21 protein-coding genes and 1 tRNA gene are annotated in these 17,053 nt (G+C 61.3%); 21 read left to right on the plus strand and 1 reads right to left on the minus strand.

What is annotated here, in order from left to right; translation table 11 throughout:
- The first annotated feature begins 48 nt into the window (after positions 1-48).
- The 13 genes from hisC to tatC all read left to right on the plus strand — a co-directional run bounded on the left by hisC (position 49) and on the right by tatC (position 8,519).
- On the plus strand, positions 49-1,119 hold the full coding sequence (gene hisC, locus P3T21_RS28735) for a histidinol-phosphate transaminase (RefSeq protein WP_429259342.1): 1,071 nt from the start codon (positions 49-51) through the stop codon (positions 1,117-1,119).
- 62 nt (positions 1,120-1,181) lie between these two features.
- The gene (hisB, locus tag P3T21_RS28740; RefSeq protein WP_429259343.1) at positions 1,182-1,769 is read left to right on the plus strand and encodes an imidazoleglycerol-phosphate dehydratase HisB; all 588 of its coding nucleotides are present in this window, start codon (positions 1,182-1,184) and stop codon (positions 1,767-1,769) included.
- 44 nt (positions 1,770-1,813) lie between these two features.
- Positions 1,814-2,434: a MarC family protein gene (locus P3T21_RS28745; RefSeq protein ID WP_429259344.1), complete on the plus strand. Its 621-nt coding sequence runs from the start codon at positions 1,814-1,816 to the stop codon at positions 2,432-2,434.
- Positions 2,431-3,072 (plus strand): imidazole glycerol phosphate synthase subunit HisH, encoded by a 642-nt coding sequence (gene hisH / locus P3T21_RS28750; protein WP_429259345.1) that lies wholly within the window; start codon positions 2,431-2,433, stop codon positions 3,070-3,072. Before P3T21_RS28745 ends, hisH begins: the two co-directional genes overlap by 4 nt.
- A 192-nt stretch (positions 3,073-3,264) precedes the next feature.
- Positions 3,265-4,017, plus strand: a complete 753-nt coding sequence (gene hisA / locus P3T21_RS28755; RefSeq protein WP_228882551.1) for a 1-(5-phosphoribosyl)-5-[(5-phosphoribosylamino)methylideneamino]imidazole-4-carboxamide isomerase — start codon at positions 3,265-3,267, stop codon at positions 4,015-4,017.
- A gap of 135 nt (positions 4,018-4,152) precedes the next feature.
- On the plus strand, positions 4,153-4,929 hold the full coding sequence (hisF, locus tag P3T21_RS28760) for an imidazole glycerol phosphate synthase subunit HisF (protein WP_429259346.1): 777 nt from the start codon (positions 4,153-4,155) through the stop codon (positions 4,927-4,929).
- On the plus strand, positions 4,926-5,333 hold the full coding sequence (gene hisI, locus P3T21_RS28765; protein WP_429259347.1) for a phosphoribosyl-AMP cyclohydrolase: 408 nt from the start codon (positions 4,926-4,928) through the stop codon (positions 5,331-5,333). Before hisF ends, hisI begins: the two co-directional genes overlap by 4 nt.
- Positions 5,330-5,713 carry a phosphoribosyl-ATP diphosphatase gene (locus P3T21_RS28770; protein WP_429259348.1) on the plus strand — a complete coding sequence of 128 codons (384 nt, stop codon included), beginning with the start codon at positions 5,330-5,332 and terminating at the stop codon, positions 5,711-5,713. The genes hisI and P3T21_RS28770 overlap by 4 nt, the downstream gene beginning before the upstream one ends.
- Positions 5,714-5,784: 71 nt before the next feature.
- Positions 5,785-6,180, plus strand: a complete 396-nt coding sequence (locus P3T21_RS28775; RefSeq protein WP_429259349.1) for a DUF4870 family protein — start codon at positions 5,785-5,787, stop codon at positions 6,178-6,180.
- A gap of 45 nt (positions 6,181-6,225) precedes the next feature.
- Positions 6,226-6,594: a histidine triad nucleotide-binding protein gene (locus P3T21_RS28780; RefSeq protein WP_429259350.1), complete on the plus strand. Its 369-nt coding sequence runs from the start codon at positions 6,226-6,228 to the stop codon at positions 6,592-6,594.
- 306 nt (positions 6,595-6,900) lie between these two features.
- On the plus strand, positions 6,901-7,137 hold the full coding sequence (gene tatA, locus P3T21_RS28785; protein ID WP_429259351.1) for a Sec-independent protein translocase subunit TatA: 237 nt from the start codon (positions 6,901-6,903) through the stop codon (positions 7,135-7,137).
- Between the two features lie 37 nt (positions 7,138-7,174).
- A complete protein-coding gene (gene tatB, locus P3T21_RS28790) occupies positions 7,175-7,702 on the plus strand; it encodes a Sec-independent protein translocase protein TatB (protein ID WP_429259352.1) in 528 nt (175 codons plus the stop codon).
- A 34-nt stretch (positions 7,703-7,736) separates the two neighbouring features.
- Entirely contained in the window at positions 7,737-8,519 is a 783-nt protein-coding gene (gene tatC, locus P3T21_RS28795; RefSeq protein WP_429259353.1) for a twin-arginine translocase subunit TatC, read from the plus strand.
- A gap of 10 nt (positions 8,520-8,529) precedes the next feature.
- On the opposite strand, the gene P3T21_RS28800 is transcribed toward tatC, so the two are convergent.
- Positions 8,530-9,750, minus strand: a complete 1,221-nt coding sequence (locus tag P3T21_RS28800) for a Do family serine endopeptidase (RefSeq protein WP_429259354.1) — start codon at positions 9,748-9,750, stop codon at positions 8,530-8,532.
- Positions 9,751-9,771: 21 nt separating this feature from the next.
- On the opposite strand from P3T21_RS28800, the gene P3T21_RS28805 reads away from it, so the two are divergent.
- From P3T21_RS28805 to P3T21_RS28840, 8 genes are all read left to right on the plus strand, one after another.
- Positions 9,772-10,521: a Nif3-like dinuclear metal center hexameric protein gene (locus tag P3T21_RS28805; protein WP_429259355.1), complete on the plus strand. Its 750-nt coding sequence runs from the start codon at positions 9,772-9,774 to the stop codon at positions 10,519-10,521.
- 218 nt (positions 10,522-10,739) lie between these two features.
- Positions 10,740-11,360 (plus strand): ubiquinol-cytochrome c reductase iron-sulfur subunit, encoded by a 621-nt coding sequence (gene petA / locus P3T21_RS28810; RefSeq protein WP_429259356.1) that lies wholly within the window; start codon positions 10,740-10,742, stop codon positions 11,358-11,360.
- On the plus strand, positions 11,361-12,740 hold the full coding sequence (locus P3T21_RS28815; protein ID WP_429259357.1) for a cytochrome b: 1,380 nt from the start codon (positions 11,361-11,363) through the stop codon (positions 12,738-12,740).
- A gap of 21 nt (positions 12,741-12,761) precedes the next feature.
- Entirely contained in the window at positions 12,762-13,517 is a 756-nt protein-coding gene (locus P3T21_RS28820) for a cytochrome c1 (RefSeq protein ID WP_429259358.1), read from the plus strand.
- A 91-nt stretch (positions 13,518-13,608) separates the two neighbouring features.
- Positions 13,609-14,220, plus strand: a complete 612-nt coding sequence (locus P3T21_RS28825) for a glutathione S-transferase N-terminal domain-containing protein (protein ID WP_090537322.1) — start codon at positions 13,609-13,611, stop codon at positions 14,218-14,220.
- A 75-nt stretch (positions 14,221-14,295) separates the two neighbouring features.
- Positions 14,296-14,838, plus strand: coding sequence for a ClpXP protease specificity-enhancing factor (locus P3T21_RS28830; protein WP_429259359.1), 543 nt, complete (start codon positions 14,296-14,298; stop codon positions 14,836-14,838).
- A gap of 19 nt (positions 14,839-14,857) precedes the next feature.
- Positions 14,858-14,933, plus strand: a tRNA-Thr gene (locus P3T21_RS28835).
- A gap of 406 nt (positions 14,934-15,339) precedes the next feature.
- Positions 15,340-17,022 carry a pyrroloquinoline quinone-dependent dehydrogenase gene (locus tag P3T21_RS28840; protein WP_429259422.1) on the plus strand — a complete coding sequence of 561 codons (1,683 nt, stop codon included), beginning with the start codon at positions 15,340-15,342 and terminating at the stop codon, positions 17,020-17,022.
- The last annotated feature ends 31 nt before the right edge of the window (positions 17,023-17,053 follow it).

Genomic DNA, 17,053 nt, shown 5'->3' on the forward strand with positions numbered 1-17,053 from the left:
CGCCGCCCGTGTCAGGCTGACGCGCCGTGCGCGCCGGCCCACCTCATCATGACGACACCACAAGACATCATTCGCCGCGACGTGCTCGCGATGACGAGCTATCCCGTGCCCGACGCCACCGGCTTCATCAAGCTGGACGCAATGGAAAATCCGTTCCCGTTGCCGCCGGTGCTGGCAGCGCACCTCGGCGAGCACCTGGCTGGCGTCGCGCTGAACCGCTATCCGGCGCCGCGTCCGGAAGCGCTGATCGAGAAGATCAAGCGCGTGATGAAGGTACCCGCCTCTTGTGACGTGCTGCTCGGCAACGGCTCGGACGAAATCATCAGCATGATTTCGATGGCGTGCGCGAATCCCGGCGCAAAGGCGCTGGCGCCGGTGCCGGGCTTCGTCATGTATCAGATGTCGGCGAAGCTGGCGCATCTGGAGTTCGTCGGTGTGCCGCTGAAGCCTGACTTCACGCTCGATGCCGAAGCGATGCTTGCTGCGATCGCTGAACATCAGCCGGCCATCATCTATCTGGCCTATCCGAACAACCCAACTGGCACGCTGTACGACGACGCCGACATGGAGCGCATCATCGCCGCGGCGGACAAAAGCCTGGTGGTGATCGACGAGGCATATCAGCCGTTCGCACAGCGCAGCTGGCTGCCGCGCGCTGATCAGTTCGATAACGTCGTCGTGATGCGGACCGTGTCGAAGCTGGGCCTCGCCGGAATCCGCCTTGGCTATCTGGCGGGCCGCTCCGCATGGCTTAACGAAATCGACAAGGTGCGTCCGCCGTACAACGTGAATGTGCTGACGCAGGCGGCCGCGAGCTTCCTGCTCGACCATATCGACGTGCTCGACTCGCAGGCTGCCGAACTGCGCGCCGAACGCGCGAAACTGGCCGATGCGGTTGCCGTCTTGCCGGGCGCCGAGGTGTTCCCGAGCGCCGGAAATTTCCTGCTGGTGCGCGTGCCGGACGCATCGATCCTGTTCGAGACGCTGCTGACCGCACGGGTATTGATCAAAAACGTGAGTAAAATGCATCCATTGCTGGCGAATTGTGTGCGTTTGACAGTCGGATCGGCCGAAGAAAACGCCCAGATGCTCGCCGCATTGAAGCTCGTGCTGCATTGACCGTCGGCGTCAGGCGCACATATTTTCAGCACCCATTTTCTAGCTCGATTCAAGGAATTCCCATGCGCCAGGCGGAAGTCGTTCGCAACACCAGCGAAACGCAGATCCGTGTGAAGATCAATCTGGACGGCACCGGCGTGCAGAAGCTCGCCACCGGCGTTCCGTTTCTCGACCACATGCTCGACCAGATTGCACGGCATGGGTTGTTCGATCTCGACGTCGAGGCGCATGGCGACCTGCATATCGACGACCATCACACGGTCGAAGACACCGGTATCACGCTCGGCCAGGCCGTCGCGAAGGCGATCGGCGACCGCAAGGGCATCCGCCGCTACGGCCATGCGTACGTGCCGCTGGATGAAGCGCTGTCGCGTGTCGTGATCGACTTTTCCGGTCGTCCCGGCCTCGAATTCCACGTGCCGTTCACGCGTGCACGCATCGGCACGTTCGACGTCGATCTCTCCATCGAATTCTTCCGCGGCTTCGTCAACCACGCAGGCGTGACGCTCCATATCGACAACCTCCGCGGCCTGAACGCCCATCATCAGATGGAAACGGTTTTCAAGGCCTTCGGTCGCGCGCTGCGGATGGCGTGCGAACTGGACGAACGCGCGGCGGGGCAGATTCCGTCGACCAAGGGAAGTCTGTAAGCAGACACACCGGACCGGTCGCGCCCCCCGCGCGCCGGCTTGCGATGGATATCATCAAGTCGTTTATTTCGCTGCTGGCGCTGATCAATCCGGTCGGCGCCATCCCGTTCTTTTTGAGCCTCACCGCGCAGCAGTCCGACGCCGAGCGGCGCCGGACGATCCGTATCGCATCGATTTCGGTGTTCTGCGTGATCGGTGTGACGACGATGCTCGGGCAGCAGATCATCAGCTTCTTCGGCATTTCTGTGGGTTCGCTCGAAGTGGGGGGTGGCATCATCATGTTGCTGATGGCGATCAACATGCTGAACGCGCAGATCGGCAACAGCCGCTCGACGCCGGAAGAACGTGACGAAGCCGAGCTGAAGGACAACATCGCGGTCGTGCCGCTGGCGATTCCGCTGCTCACGGGACCGGGCTCGATCAGCACGGTCATCGTCTATTCGGCTAGTTCACATCACTGGTACGACCGGGTTAGTCTTGTGGCTATCGGCGCGGTGCTCGCGGCGATCTGCTTCTTTTCGCTGCGTCTTGCTGAACCGATCGCGCGCTGGGTCGGTCGCACGGGTATCAATATCGGTACGCGGCTCATGGGTTTGATGTTGTCGGCGCTGGCGGTGGAATTCATCGTCGACGGATTGAAGGCGTTACTGCCGAACTTGAGATGAAAACTTCAATTGCAATTGTGGATTACGGCATGGGCAACCTGCGCTCGGTGGCGCAGGCGCTGAAGAAGGCGGCCCCCGAGGCGGACGTGGCGATCGTCGAGCGTCCGGAAGCGATCCGTTCGGCTGACCGGGTCGTGCTGCCCGGCCAGGGCGCGATGCGTGACTGCATGCGCTCGCTCGGCGAATCCGGTTTGCAGGAAGCCGTGATCGAGGCGTCGCGTACGAAACCGTTGATGGGCGTGTGCGTCGGCGAGCAGATGCTGTTCGACTGGAGCGCCGAAGGCGACACGCGTGGCCTCGGGCTGATGCCGGGCAAGGTGGTGCGCTTCGAACTGGAAGGCCAGCTGCAGGACGACGGCTCGCGCTTCAAGGTGCCGCAGATGGGCTGGAACCGCGTGCGTCAGGCGCAGCCGCATCCGCTGTGGGACGGCGTGCCGGACAACAGCTTCTTCTACTTCGTGCACAGCTATTACGTGGTGCCGGACAATGCGGCACATATGGCGGGCGAAACCGTGTACGGTGTGCCTTTCACGTCGGCGGTGGCGCGGGACAACATTTTCGCGACCCAGTTTCACCCGGAAAAGAGCGCCGACGCGGGTCTGCGTGTGTACCGCAACTTCGTGCACTGGAACCCGTGAACCCTTTTGTCCTCCCTGCCGTCCAGCGCGCCTTATCCGGGTGCGGACGTCGTGACATTGACCGGACCCCGGCCGATACCAGCAAGGGCGTCGAAAGACTTGTACTAAACTAGCGAGACGGCGCCGGTCCGGGCTTCCTGCCTGCATGCCAGCGCCGACATTCAACTTCTTCCCAGACAACACCCGATTGCTATGCTGCTGATTCCGGCCATCGACCTGAAAGACGGTCAGTGTGTACGCCTCAAACAAGGCGATATGGACCAGGCGACGATATTCTCCGAGGAGCCGGCGGCGATGGCCCGACATTGGGTCGACCGTGGCGCACGGCGTCTGCATCTCGTCGATCTGAACGGCGCGTTCGCCGGCAAGCCGCGAAACGAAGACGCGATCCGCGCGATCATCGAGGAAGTCGGCGGCGAGATTCCCGTCCAGCTGGGCGGCGGCATCCGCGACCTGAACACGATTGAGCGCTATCTCGACGACGGTTTGTCCTACGTCATCATCGGTACGGCGGCCGTGAAGAATCCGGGCTTCCTGCAGGACGCCTGCACGGCGTTCGGCGGCCATATCATCGTCGGGCTGGATGCGAAGGACGGCAAGGTCGCCACCGACGGCTGGAGCAAGCTGACGGGCCACGAAGTCGTGGATCTGGGCCGCAAGTTCGAAGATTACGGCTGCGAATCGATCATCTACACCGACATCGGCCGCGACGGCATGCTTCAGGGCATCAATATCGAAGCGACGGTGCGCCTTGCGCGCGCGGTCAAGATCCCGGTGATCGCTAGCGGCGGGCTGTCGAATCTCACCGATATCGAATCGCTGTGCGAAGTGGAAGACGAGGGCATCGAAGGCGTGATCTGCGGTCGCGCGATCTATTCAGGCGATCTCGATTTCGCGGCTGCGCAGACGCTCGCGGACCGGCTGCGCGAATCCGACGACGCCTGATGGCGGCGCGGTTCTCCGTGTCGTTGCTGGCGTCGGGGCGCACAGGAAACGCGCTGTGGGACGATCAGGTTTCAGGCACCCAGCCGCTCGCGGCGAGCGGCTTCACCAGCGGCATTGGCAAGAATTTGCAAGATCATGGCTCTAGCTAAACGCATCATCCCCTGTCTCGACGTCACGGCTGGACGCGTGGTCAAGGGCGTCAACTTCGTCGAGCTACGCGATGCGGGCGATCCGGTCGAAATCGCGCGTCGCTACGACGACCAGGGCGCCGACGAACTCACCTTCCTCGACATCACCGCCACGTCCGACCAGCGCGATCTGATTCTGCCGATCATCGAAGCGGTGGCGTCACAGGTGTTCATTCCGCTGACGGTCGGTGGCGGCGTGCGCGCCGTCGAAGATGTGCGGCGCCTCTTGAACGCGGGCGCGGACAAGATCAGCATGAACTCGTCGGCGGTCGCGAATCCGCAGCTCGTGCGCGATGCGACGGAAAAATACGGCTCGCAGTGCATTGTCGTCGCGATCGACGCGAAACGTGTGTCTGCGGAAGGCGAAGCGCCCCGCTGGGAAGTGTTCACGCATGGCGGCCGCAAGGCCACCGGGCTGGACGCGATCGAATGGGCGCGCAAGATGGCCGAACTCGGCGCGGGCGAGATACTGCTGACCAGCATGGACCGCGACGGCACGAAAAGCGGCTTCGATCTGGCGCTCACGCGCGCCGTGTCGGACGCGGTGCCGGTTTCGGTGATCGCGTCGGGCGGCGTCGGTTCGTTGCAGCATCTGGCTGACGGCATCACCGATGGCCACGCAGACGCCGTGCTGGCCGCCAGCATCTTTCACTATGGCGAACACACCGTCGGCGAAGCCAAGCGCTTCATGGCCGATCGGGGCATTTCGGTGAGGTTGACGTGAAGGCGTCCGCAGAAAGCTGGCTCGATAAGGTCAAATGGGACGCGAACGGCCTGGTGCCGGTCATCGCGCAGGAAGCGACGACGAACGACGTGCTGATGTTCGCGTGGATGAACCGCGAAGCGCTCGCCAAAACCATCGAACTCGGCCGCGCCGTGTATTTCTCGCGCTCGCGCCAGCGTCTGTGGTTCAAGGGTGAAGAATCCGGTCACGTCCAGAACGTGCATGAGGTGCGGCTCGACTGCGACGAAGATGTCGTGCTGCTGAAGGTCGAGCAGGTGTCGGGCATTGCGTGCCACACCGGCCGCCACTCGTGCTTTTTCCAGAAATTCGAAGGCTCGGCAGACGACGGAGAGTGGGTTGCCGTCGAGCCGGTGCTGAAAGACCCCGAACACATCTACAAATGACGCAATCCCCGGCATTCACTTCATCGACGACCGATACGCTGCTGCGCCTCGCGGCCATCATCGACAGCCGCAAGGGCGGCGACCCGGACGTTTCTTACGTCTCGCGCCTGTTCCACAAGGGCGACGACGCCGTGCTGAAGAAGATCGGCGAAGAAGCGACCGAAGTCGTGCTCGCGGCCAAGGACGCGCGTCACGGCGGCGCGCCGAAGGCGCTCGTCGGCGAGGTGGCCGATCTGTGGTTTCATTGTCTTGTGATGCTGTCGCATTTCGATCTGGGCCCGGCTGAAGTGCTCGCCGAACTCGAGCGTCGCGAAGGCACGTCGGGCATTGAGGAAAAAGCGCTGCGCAAGAGCCGCGAGCGCGAGCAGAACGGCGACTAGTCTGTAGCCAGACCCGCCGTGCGTTTGTGCGCACCAGCGCCGGCCAGTTGGACTGTCAAGGAGACGCAGAGATGGAACAGTCGCAGGGCGGATATCCGCCTCCGTCTTATCAGAGCGCGACCGAAATCGATCGCCAGCGCAGCCTGCGCACGCTCACGCATATCCTGTACGGCCTCTACGCGATCTACTGGCTGACTGGCGGTCTCACCGCGCTGGTCGCTATCATCATCAATTACGTCAAACGGTCTGATGTGGCCGGGACGCCATACGAGGCGCACTTCGACTGGCAGATCCGCACTTTCTGGTGGGGCGTGCTCGGTCATGTGATCGGCATGGCGCTTTTCATCGTGCTGATCGGCGTGCCGATCCTGTGGGCAGTCGCGATCTGGATGTTGTACCGTATTATCAAAGGCTGGCTGTATCTGTATGACAACAAGCCATTAACGAATCCGCGCGCGTGGTTCTGACTGTATCCATCTTGAGGCCACCCGCGTAAGCGTTTCACTGAGACCATGAGCCACGACACTTCTAGCTGCCTTTTCTGCCGGATCGCTGCTGGCGCTATTCCCTCGACCAAAGTGCATGAGGACGACGAATTCGTCGCGTTCCGCGATATCCGTCCGGCGGCCGAAACCCATGTGCTTGTGATTCCCCGCAAGCACATCGACACGCTGTCGAACTGCACGGAAGACGACGCAGCCCTGCTTGGTAGAATGCTGGTGCTGGTCGCGCGGCTGGCGGACAAGCTGGGCGTGGCCTACACGGGCGGTGCGACCGGCTTTCGAACGGTCATTAATACCGGTCCCGGCGGCGGGCAGGAGGTGTATCACCTGCACGCGCATATTCTGGCGGGGCCGCGTCCGTGGCTGCGTATGGGTTGATGCTGGCAGAGCGTTGGCCAGAGCGGGTAACGTTGCCGGGTTGCCGGGACCAGCCGGCCGCAAACGTGCTTCGCGGCAGGATTTTGACCGCACACAATAGCGGCCGGGCAAAGGTAGCGTTCAGCATGCCGGAATGTAATAACGCCGACGTGCTGATCCATTCATAATGAAGCGCATGTGCTGCTGCCGGTTTCGGCGGTATCGTAGATGTGAGGCGCGAGCGCTTCGAATTATGCCGAGAGGCAGACGATGTTTGCCGCGGATGAGCATACAGACGACGCGGCGACGGGGTTAAGGAGAGTTTTCATGGGTTCGTTAAGTATTTGGCATTGGCTGATCGTGTTGCTGATTGTGGCGCTGGTGTTCGGCACGAAGAAACTGCGCAACATCGGCAGCGATCTGGGCGGCGCGGTAAAGGGCTTCAAGGAAGGCGTGAAGGACAGCGAAACGCCGGCCGACGCGCAGGCACGCGAGTTGCCGCGCACGGGCACCGTTGATGTCGACGCAAAGGAAAAAGCGCCGCATTCCGGCGACTCCCGCTAAATCCGCGGCAGCCCCGCACTGACGGAAAGCTCATCCCATGCTGGACCTCGGTCTAACCAAGATGGCGCTGATCGGCGTCGTCGCGCTGGTCGTTCTCGGGCCGGAGCGCCTGCCGCGCGTTGCACGCACGGCTGGCGCGCTGTTCGGGCGTGCGCAGCGTTACATCAACGACGTGAAGTCCGAAGTCACGCGTGAGATCGAGCTGGACGAGCTGCGTCGCATGAAGACGGAGTTCGAATCGGCGGCGAGCAGCGTCCAGACCACTATTCACGACAATCTGCGCAAGCACGAAGCCGAAGTGAATGACGCGTGGAACGCCGGTACGTCGGTGTCGCCGAGCATTGCGGGCGGCGCGTCGGAATACGATGCAACTTCCGCCGACGGCACGTCCTGGCGCAGCAGCATCGCCTCCGCACCGAAGCGCAAGAACTGGCGCGTCAAGCAGACGGCCGCGCCGACGTGGTACAAGCGCGCCACGCTGCGTCGCACGCGCGTGCAGTCGGGCGCGGCGCGTGTCGCGCGGCATACACCGGTGAGCCTGCGTCGTCCGACACGCTTCTTCTGATGTCCCCTGCGAAACACTCCAACCGAGGGCCGGCGTGAGCGACCCCCAGCAAAACCAGGGCGATGCCCCTGAAGAAACCTTCATCTCGCATCTCGTCGAACTACGCGACCGCATCATCCGGGCAGGCATCTCGGTCATCGTCGTGTTTCTCGGGCTCGTCTACTGGGCGCCGGATATTTTCCGCCTGCTCGCGCGTCCGCTGATGCAGAACCTGCCGAAGGACGGCAAGATGATCGTCACCGACGTCACCGGCTCGTTTTTCGTGCCGATGAAGGTGACGATGCTCGTCGCGCTTGTGATCGCGCTGCCGGTCGTGCTGTATCAGATCTGGGCGTTCGTCGCGCCCGGGCTGTATCAACACGAGAAGAAGCTGGTGGTGCCGCTCGTCGGGAGCAGCTATGCGCTCTTTCTGTGCGGCATGGCGTTCGCGTACTTTGTCGTGTTTCCGACGATTTTCCGCGTGATGGCGCACTACAACGCGCCGCTCGGCGCGGAAATGACCACCGATATCGATAATTATCTGAGCTTCGTGCTGACGATGTTCATCGCGTTCGGCGTGACGTTCGAGGTGCCGATCGTGGTCGTGCTGCTGGTGCGCATGGGCATTCTCTCGGTCAAGAAGCTGAGGGAGATCCGTCCGTATGTGATCGTCGGCGCGTTTGTCATTTCGGCTGTTGTGACGCCACCAGACGTGTTTTCGCAGCTGATTCTGGCGATTCCGCTGATCATTCTCTACGAAGCCGGGATCATCGCCGCGCGGTTGATTGTCGGCAAGCAGCCGGTCGTGAAGGAAGAAGAGAGTACGCCGACGAGCTAGGCGGCGGGGCTCAACCCCCCTCGTCGCCCTGATCATCGCCCTGGTCCGCGGGCTGCTTCGGCGGCGGGCGCTTGCCGATCATCACGTCCAGATCGAGCTCCCTGTTCTTGCGTACCAGATGAACCTTCGCGCTCGTACCCGGCTTGATCTGCGCGATCACGTTCAGAAGACGCGTCGTATCCGTGATGTCCTCACCGTTCACGCTCAGCAGGATGTCACCCGGCTTGACGCCAGCCTTGTCGGCCGGGCCGCCCTGCAGCACGCCCGCGACGATCGCGCCCGACTTCTGCTGCAGCCCGAACGACTCCGCGATCTCCGGCGTCACGTCCTGCGGCTCGACGCCGATCCAGCCGCGCGTCACCGAACCCGTCGTGATGATGCTTTCCAGCACGCTGCGCGCCGTCGAGACCGGGATCGCGAAGCCAATACCGAGCGACCCGCCCGAGCGCGAGTAGATGGCCGTATTGATGCCGAGCAGGTTGCCGTTTACGTCGACCAGCGCGCCGCCCGAGTTGCCCGGGTTGATCGCCGCATCGGTCTGGATGAAGTTTTCGAATGTGTTGATGCCGAGGTGATTGCGCCCCAGCGCGCTGACGATGCCCATCGTCACCGTCTGGCCGACGCCGAACGGGTTACCGATGGCGAGCACCACGTCGCCGACGCGCGTCTGGTCCATGCGGCCGAGCGTGATCGTCGGCAGATTGGTCATGTTGACTTTCAGCACGGCCAGATCCGTCTCGGGATCGACGCCGATCACCTTCGCGTTAGTCGTGCGGCCGTCGGCGAGCGCAATTTCGATCTGATCCGCGCCGTCCACGACGTGCTGGTTCGTTAGAATGTAACCTTCCGAACTCACGATGACACCCGAGCCAAGATTGGCCGCGGGCTGTTCCTGCTGCTTGCGGTTATTGTTCTTGTCGCCGAAGAAATAGCGGAAGAGCGGATCTTTCGCGCGCGGGTCGGGCGGAAGCGAGCCGTCCTTGCTGGAGAACACGTTGACGACCGCCGGCATGGCCTTGTACGCCGCGTCGGCGTACGAAGCCTGCGCGGAGCCACTGCCACCGCCGATGCCTGGCGCTACTTCACGCAGGGCAACGATCGGTTCGGCGAGCTGCTTGCCAAACTGGCCCTGGCGCTGCAGCCATTGCGGCTTGAGCGTCGCAATGATGAACATCAGCGCCAGCAGTACCGTTACCGCCTGGGCGAAGAACAGCCAAAAGCGTCTAAGCATCTGAAGATATTAGAGGTTTATATGGATCGGATCGAACTGGAATTGTACTTGAACAATCTTCTGCAAACCGCGAGGTTCAAGGACTATTGCCCTAATGGTCTGCAGGTTGAAGGACGCCGCCGGATAAAAAAGATCGCGACCGGCGTGACCGCCTCCGCGGCCTTTCTGGAGGCGGCGATCGAGTGGGGCGCGGACGCCGTGTTCGTGCATCACGGCTATTTCTGGCGCAACGAAGCACCGCAGATCACGGGCCGTAAACATGGCCGCATCAAGCTGCTGATCCAGAACGACCTGAACCTGTTCGCCTACCATCTGCCGCTCGACGACCATCCGGAATTCGGCAACAACGCGCAACTCGGCGCAAAAATGGGCTGGATCGCCGACGACGCCCGCTTTGGCGACACCGACCTCGGCTGGCTGAGCACGCTACCTACGCCCGTCACGCTCGCGCACTTCACCGCGCAGGTCGAGCAGACGCTCGGCCGCACGCCGCTTGTGCTTGGCGACCCGGACCGCGAACTGCGGCGCGTCGCGTGGTGCACGGGCGCCGCACAAAGCTATTTCGACGCCGCGATCGACGCCGGCGCCGACGTGTTCCTCACGGGCGAAGTCTCCGAGTCGACCACGCACACGGCAGCCGAAAGCGGCGTGGCGTTCCTCGCGGCCGGCCATCACGCGACCGAGCGTTTCGGCGTCCAGGCAGTCGGCGCGCATTTGTCCGAGACATTTGATCTCGAGCATCTCTTTATCGATATCCATAATCCGGTCTGACATTTCAGGCAATTAGTGAACAAAAAGGCTGGATAACGGAGGGAGCGCTTAAGAAACCGCATAAAAAAGTTTGCGATTCGTGCGGGAATACCCTGAGTTATCAAAGACTTCGCACGCTTTTTGGTATTCGGCCCTTGTAAATGCCGACTCCATTCGAGCAAACTAGCGGCGGTAGAACCGGCTTGACGGAAAAATCCAACTCAGAAGTGGGGCGTGTGATGCGAGACAAGGAAGATGAACGCGTCGACGGCAGCCGTCGTACCTGGCTGATTGCGACGACCGTAGCAGGTGGCGTAGGAGGAGTTGCCACTGTAGTGCCCTTTGTTAGTTCGTTTGCACCATCTGAAAAGGCCAAGGCGGCTGGCGCCCCGGTCGAAGTCGATATCAGCAACCTGAAGCCCGGCGACATGATGACCGTGGCATGGCGTGGCAAGCCGGTGTGGATCATCAACCGCACCGACAAGATGCTCGCCGACGTTAAAAAAGCCGATCAGGAAGTCGCTGACCCGGACAGCAAGAAACCCTTCACGATGGCGGAGCCGGATTACTGCAAGAACGAATTCCGCGCCCGCGCTGACCGCAAGAACATCTTCGTCGCCGTCGCTGTGTGCACCCATCTGGGCTGCACGCCGACGCCACGCTTCCAGGAGGGGGCGCAGCCCAATCTTCCCGACGACTGGCCTGGTGGCTTCCTGTGCCCGTGCCACGGCTCGACCTATGACATGGCCGGCCGCGTCTTCAAGAACAAACCTGCTCCGCAAAACCTCGACATTCCGCCCTATATGTTCACGTCGGCGAATCAGCTCGTGATCGGCAAGGACGAGAAAGGAGAAGCGTAAATGGCGATCGAACACGAAGTGGGGACGACCGGGCTGGCCGGCTGGATCGACCGCCGTTTTCCGATGACGGCGGCATGGAAGAAGCACGTCTCCGAGTACTACGCGCCGAAGAACTTCAACTTCTGGTATTTCTTCGGCTCGCTGGCGCTGCTGGTGCTGGTGAACCAGATTGTCACGGGTATTTTCCTGACGATGAACTACAAGCCCGACGCGACGCTCGCGTTCTCGTCGGTCGAGTACATCATGCGCGAGGTGCCGTGGGGCTGGCTGATCCGCTATATGCACTCGACGGGCGCGTCGATGTTCTTCGTCGTCGTGTATCTGCACATGTTTCGCGGGCTGCTTTACGGCTCGTACCGCAAGCCGCGCGAACTCGTGTGGATCTTCGGTTGCGCGATTTTCCTGAGCCTGATGGCCGAGGCGTTCTTCGGCTACCTGCTGCCGTGGGGCCAGATGTCGTTCTGGGGCGCGCAGGTGATCGTGAACCTGTTCTCGGCGATTCCGTTTATCGGGCCGGATCTGTCGCTGTGGATTCGCGGTGATTACGTCGTGTCGGACGTCACGCTGAACCGTTTCTTCGCGTTTCATGTGGTCGCCATTCCGCTGGTGCTGATCGGGCTGGTGATCGCTCACATCGTGGCGCTGCATGAAGTGGGCTCGAACAATCCGGACGGCATCGAGATCAAGGCGAAGAAGGACGCGAACGGCAAACCGATCGACGGCATCCCGTTCCATCCGTACTACTCCGTCCACGATTTTCTTGGCGTCGCCGTGTTCCTGTTAATCTTCGCCGCGATCCTCTTTTTCGCGCCGGAGATGGGCGGGTACTTCCTCGAGGCGAATAACTTCGTCCCGGCGAATCCGCTGCAGACGCCGCCGGAAATCGCGCCGGTGTGGTACTTCACCGCGTTCTACGCGATGCTGCGCGCCACCACCGACCCGTTCAAGATCGTCCTGATGGTCGTGATCGCGTTGCTCGGCCTGCTCGCGCTGGTGCGGGCGCGCGGCAAGTGGAAGCTCGGTCTGCCGGTGCTCGCCGTGCTCGTGATTCTGGCGATGGCGTCCACCGAGTCGAAGTTCTGGGGTGTCGTGGTGATGGGAACGGCGGTGGTGTCGCTGTTCTTCCTGCCGTGGCTCGACCAGTCACCGGTGAAATCGATCCGCTACCGGCCGTTCTTCCACAAGGTGTTTTACGGGATCTTCGTGCTGGCGTTCCTGACGCTGGGCTTCCTTGGAACGAAGCCGCCATCGCCCGCATCGACGCTGATCGCGCAGATCTGTGCACTGATTTACTTTGCGTTCTTCCTCGGCATGCCGTTCTGGACACGGCTCGGACGGTTTAAACAGCCGCCCGAACGGGTCCGGTTCAAGCCTCACTAACGCGCGCCAGGAGAACCCACAATGAAAAAACTGCTTTCGACGCTCGCGCTGATCGGCGCGGCGACCTTCGCGCTGATGGTGAGTCCGGCGCACGCGGACGAGAATTTCCCGCTCGACCGCGCGCCCGATAACGCGGACAATTTCGCCTCCTTGCAGCGTGGCGCGCAATTGTTTGTAAACTATTGCCTGAATTGCCATAGCGCGAACCTGATGCGATACAACCGCCTGCAGGATCTGGGCATTTCGCAGAAGGAAATCGAGAAAAACCTGTTGTTCACGACCGACAAGGTGGGTAACACGATGTCGGTGGCGATGCGGCCTGACGACGCGAAAGCGTGGTTCGGGGCGCAACCGCCGGATCTGTCGGTGGAAGCGCGGGCGCGCAACAAGGATTGGCTGTACACGTACCTGCGCAGTTTTTACCGCGATGACACACGGCCGACAGGCTGGAACAATATGGTGTACGACAATGTGAGCATGCCGCACGTGTTGTGGCAGCTCCAGGGCCAGCGAACCGCGAAGTTCGAGGACGACATCGACGAAAAGACGGGCGAAAAGCTCCGCAAGTTCGTCGGCTACCAGCAGGTCACGCCGGGGACGATGTCGCCAGTAGATTATGATTCTGCTGTTGCCGACCTCGTGTCGTACCTGTCGTGGATGTCCGAACCCGCGCAGCAAACGCGCAAACGGCTGGGCGTGTGGGTGCTGCTGTTCCTTGGCATCCTGAGCTTTTTCGCCTGGCGATTGAACGCCGCGTACTGGAAAGATATCAAATAATCACGCCGTAACCGGCGTGGGGCCGGCGCAAGGAGAAACCGCGAGGCGGATTTTCCGCGCTGGCCCTTCAGCTTTTTGAGGAAATGTAAACATGATGGTTCTGTACTCTGGCACGACTTGCCCCTTCTCCCAGCGCTGCCGGCTGGTGTTGTTCGAAAAGGGCATGGACTTCGAGATCCGCGACGTCGATCTGTTCAACAAGCCGGAAGACATCGCCGTGATGAATCCGTACGGTCAGGTGCCAATCCTCGTCGAACGGGATCTGATTCTGTACGAATCGAACATCATCAACGAGTACATCGACGAGCGCTTCCCGCATCCGCAACTGATGCCCGCCGACCCGGTGCAACGCGCCCGCGCGCGCCTCTTCCTGCTCAACTTCGAGAAGGAACTGTTCGTGCACGTCGGCACGCTGGAAAACGAAAAGGGCAAGGCGGCCGAGAAGAATCACGAAAAGGCGCGTATCGCGATTCGTGACCGTCTGACGCAGCTCGCACCGATCTTCCTGAAGAACAAGTACATGCTCGGCGAAGAGTTCTCGATGCTCGACGTGGCGATCGCGCCGCTGTTGTGGCGTCTGGATCACTACGGCATCGAGCTGTCGAAGAATGCTGCACCGCTGATGAAGTACGCCGAACGCATTTTCAGCCGTCCGGCCTATATCGAAGCGCTGACGCCTTCGGAAAAGGTGATGCGTCGTTGAGTCTGGCTTTGGGGTGAGGGCGTCGCGCGGGTTGTCTTGATCGCGTGATGCTTTCGCCCGGTAAGAGGAATGTTGATGCAAGAGATTTCCACGAAGCCTTACCTGCTGCGCGCGCTGTACGAGTGGTGCACGGATAACGGCTACACACCGCACATCGCGGTACGGGTCGACAACCAGACACGCGTGCCGCGCCAGTTTGTGCGTGACAACGAAATCGTGCTGAACATCAGCTTCGAGGCGACGAGCCAGTTGCAGATGGGCAATGAACTCGTCGAGTTCAACGCGCGTTTCTCGGGGAAGTCGCACCGGATCGAAGTGCCGGTCGCGAACGTGCTCGCCATCTACGCACGCGAGAACGGTCAGGGCATGGCGTTCCCGGTTGATTCTCCGGGTGGTGAGGCGGCGGATTCGAGCGAAGAAGACGACGCGTCGACGGGCGTTGACACGAGGGGTGTCGGTACGCCGACGGCCATCGGTGGAAACGCGCCGGCGGCGGTTGAGGCTGACTCGCGCGCTTCAACTACAGCGCAAAAGCCCGAAGACGCAGGCGACGCTCCGAAACCTGACGACGATGGATCAAAAGGTGGTGGAAGAGGTCACCTCAAGGTCGTGAAATGAAGTAAAATCGCCGTCCGATGCCCCCTTAGCTCATTTGGTAGAGCACTTGACTTGTAATCATGAGGTGGTCTGTTCGAATCAGACAGGGGGCACCAAAGCATGAACGACGGGCTACGCGGAAACGCGTAGCCCGTTTTGTTTTGGTGGGTCTCTTCTCATGTTCGCTCACATTCCTTCACGCTTTCTCACGTTCGTCCTGCTTCCGGCCCTTACCGCGTATAACCGGGTAGAAAAGAGGGTCATCATCGCCTACGCTTGGTAGGCCGGCTCTGATGAGAGAGCGCTCACCGGCTCCCATCCCCCGCACATCAACCCCCTAAAGAAGCAATCCAGATTTTCGGACGTTTTCGCGACCGAAAGGGTTGTGCCATCCGGCACCCGACGCATCCGCTTCATCGCGCAGCGTCGCATTTGCATGCAAATACCCTAAGCAAAAAAGTCGAGGAGACATCCATGCATCCATCCCGCTATACCCGGTCCCTTTGCGTCTCAATTGCGCTGATGATTAGCGCAACCGCAGCATTCTCCGCCGACGAAGTAGAGAACAGCGCGACGACCACCACTACGCCGATGCCGCCCGTCCTTCAGCCGGTCTCCCAGCAGCAGCTGGATTCAGCGAACACGCGCGCTGGAGACTGGATTCATCCGAACGGTTCGTACGCGCAGACGCGTTATTACCCCGGCACCCAGATCAATACCACCAACGTCGCAAAGCTGAAGCCAGTTTTCATTGTCCAGACGGCCGTGAACGAATCGATGGAAACCGCGCCGATCGTGTCGAACGGCATCATGTTCCTGACGACGTCGTTCAATCACGTGTACGCGGTCGATGCGGTGACCGGCAAGGAATACTGGCATTACAAGCACAAGATGGGGCCGATCACGACATTCTGCTGCGGACCGAACAATCGCGGCGTGGCGATCTCGGGTGATCGCCTCTTCATGGGCACGCTCGATTCGAAACTCGTCGCGCTCGATGCGAAGACCGGCAAGCTGCTATGGGAAACGCAGATCGCCAATCCGGACCAGGGCTACTCGGAGACGATGGCGCCAACGGTCGTCGAAAACAAGGTGCTGATCGGTACCAATGGCGGTGAGTACGGTATTCGCGGCTTCGTGAAAGCCTTCGATGCCGCCACCGGCAATCTGCTGTGGACCTTCTACACGATTCCCGACAAAGGTCAGGAAGGCGTCTGGGCCACCGACGACGCAACCGGCCGCAACATGAAACGCGACATCGCCGCGGAACAGAAGCAGCTTGCCGACAAGGGCGGCGACTTCTACAAGACGCTCGGCGGCGGCGTGTGGATGACGCCGGCGGTCGACCGGCAGTCGCGCACGGTGTATTTCGTGGTCGGCAATCCGTCGCCTGATCTGTATGGCGGGATCCGTCCGGGAGACAACCTCTATACCGATTCGCTCGTCGCGGTGAATCTCGATACCGGCGAATACAAGTGGCACTTCCAGTACATCGCGCATGACATCTGGGACCTCGACGCTGCAAGCCCGGCGATTCTCGTCGACGTCCGTGACAAGGACGGTCACATGGTGCCGGGCATTATTCACGGTGGCAAAACCGGCCACGTCTACGTGAACGATCGCCGCACCGGCAAGCTGATCCGCTTCTCGAAGGCGATGATCCCGCAGGAAGACATGTGGACGTTGCCGACGTCGACCGGCGCGCGGATGTTGCCGGGCGCGAATGGCGGCGTCGAATGGTCGCCAATGGCCTACAGCCCGAAGACACATCTCGCGTATGCCGCGAATCTGCATCAACCGATGACCTATCAGGTCGAAGACGTCGCCTATCCGGGCGGCAGCAAGCTGTGGCTCGGCGGCGCATTCAAGACGATTCCGTCTGAGGCTCAGTGGGGCAAGCTGTCGGCGGTCAACATCGACACCGGCAAGATCGCGTGGGACTTCAAGACCGATCAGCCGTTGATCGGCGGCGTGCTCGCGACGGCCGGCAATCTCGTGTTCAACGGTGAAGGCAACGGGCTCTTCCGCGCATTCGATGCCGCGACCGGCAAGAAGCTCTGGGAATTCCAGTGCGGCGCCGGCGTGAACGCGCCAGCGGTCTCCTACACCGTGCACGGCAAGCAGTACGTTGCCGTCGCCGCGGGCGGGAACACGCAGATCGACTTCAAGCGGGGCAACTCCGTCATCGTGTTCGCGTTGCCGTGACTGGCGCATGGTGACCGCTATCGATGACGCC

It is taken from the genome of Paraburkholderia sp. GAS334, assembly GCF_050436625.1.
In the GTDB taxonomy this organism is placed as follows: domain Bacteria; phylum Pseudomonadota; class Gammaproteobacteria; order Burkholderiales; family Burkholderiaceae; genus Paraburkholderia.

What these genes read in the sequence shown, in the direction of transcription:
- hisC (WP_429259342.1), top strand. Translation starts at nt 49, where the DNA reads ATGACGACACCACAAGACATCATTCGCCGCGACGTGCTCGCGATGACG.
- hisB (WP_429259343.1), top strand. Translation starts at nt 1,182, where the DNA reads ATGCGCCAGGCGGAAGTCGTTCGCAACACCAGCGAAACGCAGATCCGT.
- P3T21_RS28745 (WP_429259344.1), top strand. Translation starts at nt 1,814, where the DNA reads ATGGATATCATCAAGTCGTTTATTTCGCTGCTGGCGCTGATCAATCCG.
- hisH (WP_429259345.1), top strand. Translation starts at nt 2,431, where the DNA reads ATGAAAACTTCAATTGCAATTGTGGATTACGGCATGGGCAACCTGCGC.
- hisA (WP_228882551.1), top strand. Translation starts at nt 3,265, where the DNA reads ATGCTGCTGATTCCGGCCATCGACCTGAAAGACGGTCAGTGTGTACGC.
- hisF (WP_429259346.1), top strand. Translation starts at nt 4,153, where the DNA reads ATGGCTCTAGCTAAACGCATCATCCCCTGTCTCGACGTCACGGCTGGA.
- P3T21_RS28770 (WP_429259348.1), top strand. Translation starts at nt 5,330, where the DNA reads ATGACGCAATCCCCGGCATTCACTTCATCGACGACCGATACGCTGCTG.
- P3T21_RS28775 (WP_429259349.1), top strand. Translation starts at nt 5,785, where the DNA reads ATGGAACAGTCGCAGGGCGGATATCCGCCTCCGTCTTATCAGAGCGCG.
- P3T21_RS28780 (WP_429259350.1), top strand. Translation starts at nt 6,226, where the DNA reads ATGAGCCACGACACTTCTAGCTGCCTTTTCTGCCGGATCGCTGCTGGC.
- tatA (WP_429259351.1), top strand. Translation starts at nt 6,901, where the DNA reads ATGGGTTCGTTAAGTATTTGGCATTGGCTGATCGTGTTGCTGATTGTG.
- tatB (WP_429259352.1), top strand. Translation starts at nt 7,175, where the DNA reads ATGCTGGACCTCGGTCTAACCAAGATGGCGCTGATCGGCGTCGTCGCG.
- P3T21_RS28800 (WP_429259354.1), bottom strand. Translation starts at nt 9,750, where the DNA reads ATGCTTAGACGCTTTTGGCTGTTCTTCGCCCAGGCGGTAACGGTACTG.
- P3T21_RS28805 (WP_429259355.1), top strand. Translation starts at nt 9,772, where the DNA reads ATGGATCGGATCGAACTGGAATTGTACTTGAACAATCTTCTGCAAACC.
- petA (WP_429259356.1), top strand. Translation starts at nt 10,740, where the DNA reads ATGCGAGACAAGGAAGATGAACGCGTCGACGGCAGCCGTCGTACCTGG.
- P3T21_RS28815 (WP_429259357.1), top strand. Translation starts at nt 11,361, where the DNA reads ATGGCGATCGAACACGAAGTGGGGACGACCGGGCTGGCCGGCTGGATC.
- P3T21_RS28820 (WP_429259358.1), top strand. Translation starts at nt 12,762, where the DNA reads ATGAAAAAACTGCTTTCGACGCTCGCGCTGATCGGCGCGGCGACCTTC.
- P3T21_RS28825 (WP_090537322.1), top strand. Translation starts at nt 13,609, where the DNA reads ATGATGGTTCTGTACTCTGGCACGACTTGCCCCTTCTCCCAGCGCTGC.
- P3T21_RS28830 (WP_429259359.1), top strand. Translation starts at nt 14,296, where the DNA reads ATGCAAGAGATTTCCACGAAGCCTTACCTGCTGCGCGCGCTGTACGAG.
- P3T21_RS28840 (WP_429259422.1), top strand. Translation starts at nt 15,340, where the DNA reads ATGATTAGCGCAACCGCAGCATTCTCCGCCGACGAAGTAGAGAACAGC.